This is a genomic window from Sunxiuqinia sp. sy24 (assembly GCF_052677165.1).
The window spans coordinates 207,609-213,608 of sequence record NZ_JBQYLH010000006.1 but is presented as its reverse complement, the minus strand read 5'-3'; the positions used below and the strand labels follow the sequence as shown (position 1 = coordinate 213,608).

Below are 6,000 nucleotides of genomic sequence, written 5' to 3'. Positions count from 1 at the left end.
CTTCTATCGCCTCGGTAAAGCCTTTGAGGTTATCCATACAAGCAATCAGCACATCGTGTACTCCCCGGTTTTGAAGAACAGTCAGCACGCTAAGCTAGAATCGCGCACTTTCGCTCTCCGGAATATACATCCCTAACAAATCTTTCTGCCCCTCCATGGTATGCCCCAGAATGATATAAACTGTTTTTTTCTTAAATTCTTTGTCAAACTTCTTTCTCATAGGACTCATAATGTAGATAAATAAAATAATACTTAACCTACCGTCCAACCAAATGTAGCAACTCCACAGTGGCTGAACGCGGTGTTGACGTAAACCGGGTGTTTCACTTCGGCTATGGACTTATCCCCGTTTCTCGATCTTCAATCTACTCGCTGCTCCGAAATTTAGTAAAAAAGGCCTTTTGCACGGCATCCGTTTAAGATTGGAGCTGAGGCCTTAGGGAGCTGATCAAAAATAGAAAAAGCCACTTCTCATTTCCGGGAAGTGGCTTTCTTTTTTTATTTCGTGTTAAATGCGCTGTTACACATCGTAGGTGGTCGAAGCAGTGTCGCCGCCACGGCCCGTCCAGTTGGTGTGGAAAAATTCGCCACGTGGCTTATCGGTACGCTCGTATGTGTGTGCTCCGAAATAGTCGCGCTGCGCTTGCAGCAGGTTAGCTGGCAGGCGTTCGCTGCGGAATCCATCGAAATAGCAAAGGGCCGATGTTAAAGCAGGAACCGGAATTCCGTACGACAGGGCCGTGGCACAAACACGACGCCATCCGGCCTGGGCTTTTTCTACTTTTCGTTTAAAATAAGGATCAAGCAGCAGGTTGGCCAATGTCGGGTTTTTGTCGAATGCGGTCTTGATATCGGCTAAGAAGACCGAGCGGATGATACAGCCACCACGCCACATCAGGGCAATGCCGCCATAATTCAGGTTCCAGTTGTGTTCTTTGGCAGCTTCCATCATCAGGTTGTATCCCTGGGCATACGAAATGATTTTGGCTCCAAATAAAGCATCTTTCAGGTCGTTGATCATTTGGGCTTTGTCGCCTTCAAATTTCACGTTGGGGCCTTCAATCACTTTCGATGCTTCTACGCGTAAATCTTTTTGAGCTGACAAGCAGCGGGCAAATACCGATTCTCCAATCAAGGTTAGCGGAATACCCAGGTCGAGTGCCGAAACGCCGGTCCATTTTCCGGTTCCTTTTTGTCCGGCCGTATCCAGAATTTTCTCCACCAGTGCTTCGCCGTCTTCTTTATAGCCCAGAATATCGCGGGTAATTTCAATCAGGTAGGAGTCCAAATCGCCTTTGTTCCACTCTTTAAACACTTCGTGCATCTCGTCGGCGTTCATGTCCAGCATTTCTTTCATCAGCTGGTAAGCTTCGCAAATAATTTGCATATCGCCGTACTCGATGCCGTTGTGTACCATTTTTACAAAGTGGCCGGCGCCATCTTCACCTACCCAGTCGCAGCAGGGAGAGCCATCTTCTACTTTGGCAGCCACCGACTGGAAAATGTCTTTTACAGCGGGCCATGCGGCAGGCGATCCACCGGGCATCATCGATGGTCCTTTCAGCGCACCTTCTTCGCCACCCGAAACCCCTGTTCCGATGTACAGCAAACCTTTGCTCTCAACGTATTTGGTGCGGCGAATGGTGTCGGGGAAGTGTGAGTTTCCGCCGTCAATGATGATGTCGCCTTCTTCCAGGTGTGGAATAATCAGCTCGATAAAGTCATCAACCGGTTGTCCGGCTTTCACCAGCATCATTACTTTACGGGGTTTTTCCAGCGAGGCACAAAGCTCTTCGATGGAGTGTGCTCCGATGAAATTTTTACCGGCGCCACGACCTTTGACAAATTTATCTACTTTTTCAACCGTACGGTTATAAACGGCTACGGTATAGCCCTTACTTTCCATGTTTAAAACCAGGTTTTCGCCCATAACGGCTAACCCAATTAAACCGATGTCTGCTAATTTTTTCATGGTATCTTTTGTTTATTGTCTTTAATTATTTCTGAATTTTATTCGATGATATTAAATCCAAGTTTTCTTAATTTCTCAAGGATTTGGGCATCCACCTGCTCGTGGGTGATGCGAAAGACCGGGTACTCGCGCCGAACCGGATAATCGCCACGCAGCTGCTCAAATAGCTCTGGTTGTGAGCGTAAACGCTGGTCGTCTTCCCGAATGTCGTAGGTGAACAACACGGCTTCGCGAATGATGGCCTCTTCTGTGCGATTTAAACCATTCAAATGAATTTTTGTTTGCTCCGGCAGGTCCACTTCCTGCGGCTGCCAGTCATCAATTCCTAGTTTGAAGAACCGACTGATGGCTTGCACGCTCATGCTTGTTCCGTTGGCTTTTCCGTCTTTGGAATAGCCGGCAATATGCGGTGTGGCCAAATTGACCAACTGCAGCAGGTTGCGGTCAATCTGCGGTTCCCGTTCCCAGCAATCGAGTACCATGCCCGAAACTTGTCCGCGCTCAATGGCTGTTTCGGCTGCAAAGGTATCGACTACCTCGCCCCGGCAGGTATTTAAAATGATCGGACTTCTTTGTAAAGACTCGAAGAACAGGGTGTCGGCCATATGAAAGGTGGCATCTTCGCCGTGCATGCTTAAAGGTACATGGAAGCTAATGATGTCGGATTTAGCCATGATTTGGTGAAAACTTACAAACAGTTCGGGTCCTTCAGCGCGCTCGCGTGGCGGATCGTTTAGCAGCACGTTCATTCCGAGTAGTTCGCAAACACGGGCTACTTTCGATCCCACTTGGCCAACGCCTACAATTCCTATGGTTTTGCCTTTCAGTTCGAAGCCTTTCTTTTTAGCCAGTACCAGCAAAGCCGAAAGCACATACTGCTCCACCGACTTGCTGTTACAGCCCGGTGCGTTGGTCCATTCAATACCTGCTTGTTGGCAATAATCGGTGTCAATATGGTCGTAGCCAATGGTTGCTGTGGCAATCATTTTTACCGCTGAATTGCTAAGCAAGGCTTCGTCGCAAATGGTGCGCGTGCGGGTGATAATTGCATCGGCATCCCGAGCAACTTCCGGAGTTGTTTGGGCTCCCGGTAAATAAACCACTTCTCCAAAGGGCTCCAAAGCACCTTTGATGTAGGGTATTTTATCATCAATAATGAATTTCATTTTTCTATTTTGAAACCACATGGTTGTGAGCGAAATATGTGGCTGTTCGTTTTTCAAATTTATAAAAACAGATTCTCTTAATTGTCATTCTCCGTTTTAGGCAGCAAGGCTACGATTGATAATAATCGTTAATGATTTCTTCCATGACCCAATTGGTGCGGGCAGCAGAAACCCCGGTGCTGACACATTCGGCCTCCCCCCGCAGGCTTTGTACTACTTGTTTAATCAGGTTGTGCGAAATATTTACCGGATTTTGAAAACTGAAACTTAGCGTGCCTTTGGCAGTCGTTAACAGTAAATCGGTATGCTGAAAACTGGGGAGGTTAATTTTCCCCTTTGTGCCAATGATTTCCAGGTCGTCTTTTGTAGCCGATTCATCAGCAACAAAGCTCCATAGACCGGTTCCAACAACGCCACTTTCCAGCGAAAAGCTGGCAGCAAGGGTATCTTCAACTTCATACAAACCAGCCCGGTTAACGGCCAGTCCGCTTACCTTAGCGATGGGGCCAAAAAGAAAATCGAGATAGTCGAACTGATGCGAGGCCAAATCGAAAAAGTAGCCGGCACCCGCTGCTTTGGGGTCAACCCTCCAATTGGCGTCCGATGCGTTCTTGTCCTGTTCTGAAGCGCTTTTAACGAGCGTGATGCTTACGCTAAGCGGCGTGCCAATGACGCCACTTTCCACGAGTTCCTTCATTTTTAAGAAAGCAGGCAAGGTGCGCCGGTAGTAGGCAACAAAGAGTGGCATGCCGGTTTCTTTCGAGACTTCAATCATCTGTTGGCACTCGGCATAATTCAGCGCCATGGGTTTTTCCACATACACCGGTTTGCCAGCTTGCATAGCCTGAATGGCATAGCTGGCGTGGGTGTCGGGTGGGGTAGCGATGTAAATGGCATTCACTTCCGGATCATGAATCAGGTCGTCGGCCACATCGTACCATTTCGGAACGCCATGCCGCCTGGCATAATCGGCCGCTTTCTCTTTGTTACGTCGCATGACAGCAACCAAGCTGGAATGTTCTGTTTTTTGAAAAGCTGGTCCGCTTTTCATTTCTGTCACATTCCCACAGCCAATAATGCCCCACTTTATGTTGTCAAGTTTCATGTTTTAAATTTTAAAGGTCTAAACTTATAATGTTCCTCGGTGTATCCAGCATCTAGTATTTAAACCGATCTTTAAAAGCCCACAAGCCAATTGCGGGATTGGAAATATAGAAAATTTCTTCGCCATTGGGCAAGCTGTTGTAACCATCTTTCAACTCTTGCGGATTATAGCGAGCTGTAATTTCATCGATATCAGCATACTGAAAACCGACACTTTCAATTTCCTCTTTGGTCAGGTTTCCCGGCTTTTTGCCTGGGCAATAAGTAATGCTGAAACGGCCTTCGGAAGAACCATGAATCAGGTGAGCTGCTGCACTGAGGTTATTCCGGAGTTCTTCATTTTCATCGCAGGCTTTTAAGGTAGCCGGTGTTCCAAAGTAGCCGTACTTCCGAATCAGGCGGTCAATCTCTTTGTCTTCGCCAAACTCTTTTAGTGCCGGCGCCAATACTATGAGTTCTCCTTCGTCGTCAATGGCCATGCGGGTGCGGTAAACCGACTTATTGCCCAGCCAGGTTGACTTAAACTCGGTAGGGTCGAGCCATACAACGACCTTTTTCAAGGGTTTATCCAGCATCTCAAAATTGACTTGCAGCGAAAGCTTGGCGGCTTTGTCGAATACTTCGTAGTCATCGCCAATAAACAAGCCACGGGTTTTTACCTTGCCATCGGCTTTGTCCAAGCCAACCACCGTTTGCACATACAGCAGCGGCAGGTGATTGGTGAAGTTCTCCGAGGCGTAGTTGAAAATCTTGCGTACTGGTGTGTCGGCGTGTCCCATCATGCGCTCCATGCCATAAGCGGCGCCTACAAAATGGCTTTTGTTGATTCCTTCTACGCCACCCGTGCCTACAAACACATTTTTATTGTAATTGGCCATGCCAACCACCTCGTGCGGAACGACCTGCCCGATGGATAGAATCAAATCGAAATTTCCGGAAAGCAAAAGCTTGTTGACTTGTGCAGGCCATGGGAAATCGACAGCTCCTTCCGACACCTCTTTGACAAATTCGGCCGAAACTTCACCCACATTCACCACATCATTACGCCAGTCGTGCTCACGAATGAGTGATTTGGGCAAGCTGCCAAACATGTGGGCAATTTGCTCGTCGGTCATGGGCGAATGGGTGCCTAAGGCCGGAAGCACATCGGTAAGTTTTTCACCATAGTACTGCCAGGTAAATTCGGTTAGTTCTCCCGAACGACTGGGTAAGCGCGTATAATCCGGAGGAATAGTCAGCACCTTGTTAATTCCGCTAAGCTTGTCCAATGCCGTGTACAGGCCTTTCTTAAGGTCGTCCGCGGTTAATTCATGTTCTGTTGAACCTATTTCATAATAAAGCATTTCATTTAATATTAGGCACAGGCAAAGGCCCAGACAAAAGTGGGTCCTCCTGTTTGGGTTATTTTTCTAAAAAGAAGATTAAAGCATTAATTTCCTCAATAACTTCTTTATACTTGCTAATTAGCTCTTCTGCTTGTTGAGAATTAATGTAGCGTTGAGATTCGGCGACTAATAACTGGCTCATTGCTTCAAAAGAACTTCCTCTTGAAAATTTATAAAATCGGGATTTATCTTTTGTTTCGAATCCCCATAGCCTTCTGCCAGATTATGGACGACTGAATTGGCAGCTCGTCTCAAATCATCTGTTAATGCATAGCGTTCGTCCTGCGGAAAAATCTTACAAATTTTATAGACTTCGACGAGCAAGGCAAAAGCTTTTTGCCAAACGGACATATCTCTAAAATCATTAAACTTT

General features: G+C 47.0%; 4 protein-coding genes and 2 pseudogenes. All 6 read right to left on the bottom strand.

The window, feature by feature from the left end:
* Positions 1-187 (bottom strand): annotated as a pseudogene (locus ACUNWA_RS07650) (transposase); the annotation flags it as partial.
* A 333-nt stretch (positions 188-520) separates the two neighbouring features.
* Positions 521-1,972, bottom strand: a complete 1,452-nt coding sequence (gene gnd, locus ACUNWA_RS07645; protein ID WP_445591303.1) for a decarboxylating NADP(+)-dependent phosphogluconate dehydrogenase — start codon at positions 1,970-1,972, stop codon at positions 521-523.
* A gap of 38 nt (positions 1,973-2,010) precedes the next feature.
* Entirely contained in the window at positions 2,011-3,138 is a 1,128-nt protein-coding gene (gene pdxB / locus ACUNWA_RS07640; protein WP_445591302.1) for a 4-phosphoerythronate dehydrogenase PdxB, read from the bottom strand.
* A 109-nt stretch (positions 3,139-3,247) separates the two neighbouring features.
* On the bottom strand, positions 3,248-4,243 hold the full coding sequence (locus tag ACUNWA_RS07635) for a Gfo/Idh/MocA family protein (protein WP_445591301.1): 996 nt from the start codon (positions 4,241-4,243) through the stop codon (positions 3,248-3,250).
* A gap of 52 nt (positions 4,244-4,295) precedes the next feature.
* On the bottom strand, positions 4,296-5,585 hold the full coding sequence (locus tag ACUNWA_RS07630) for a lactate racemase domain-containing protein (protein WP_445591300.1): 1,290 nt from the start codon (positions 5,583-5,585) through the stop codon (positions 4,296-4,298).
* Between the two features lie 58 nt (positions 5,586-5,643).
* A pseudogene (locus ACUNWA_RS07625) lies at positions 5,644-5,978 on the bottom strand (four helix bundle protein).
* Positions 5,979-6,000: the final 22 nt, after the last annotated feature.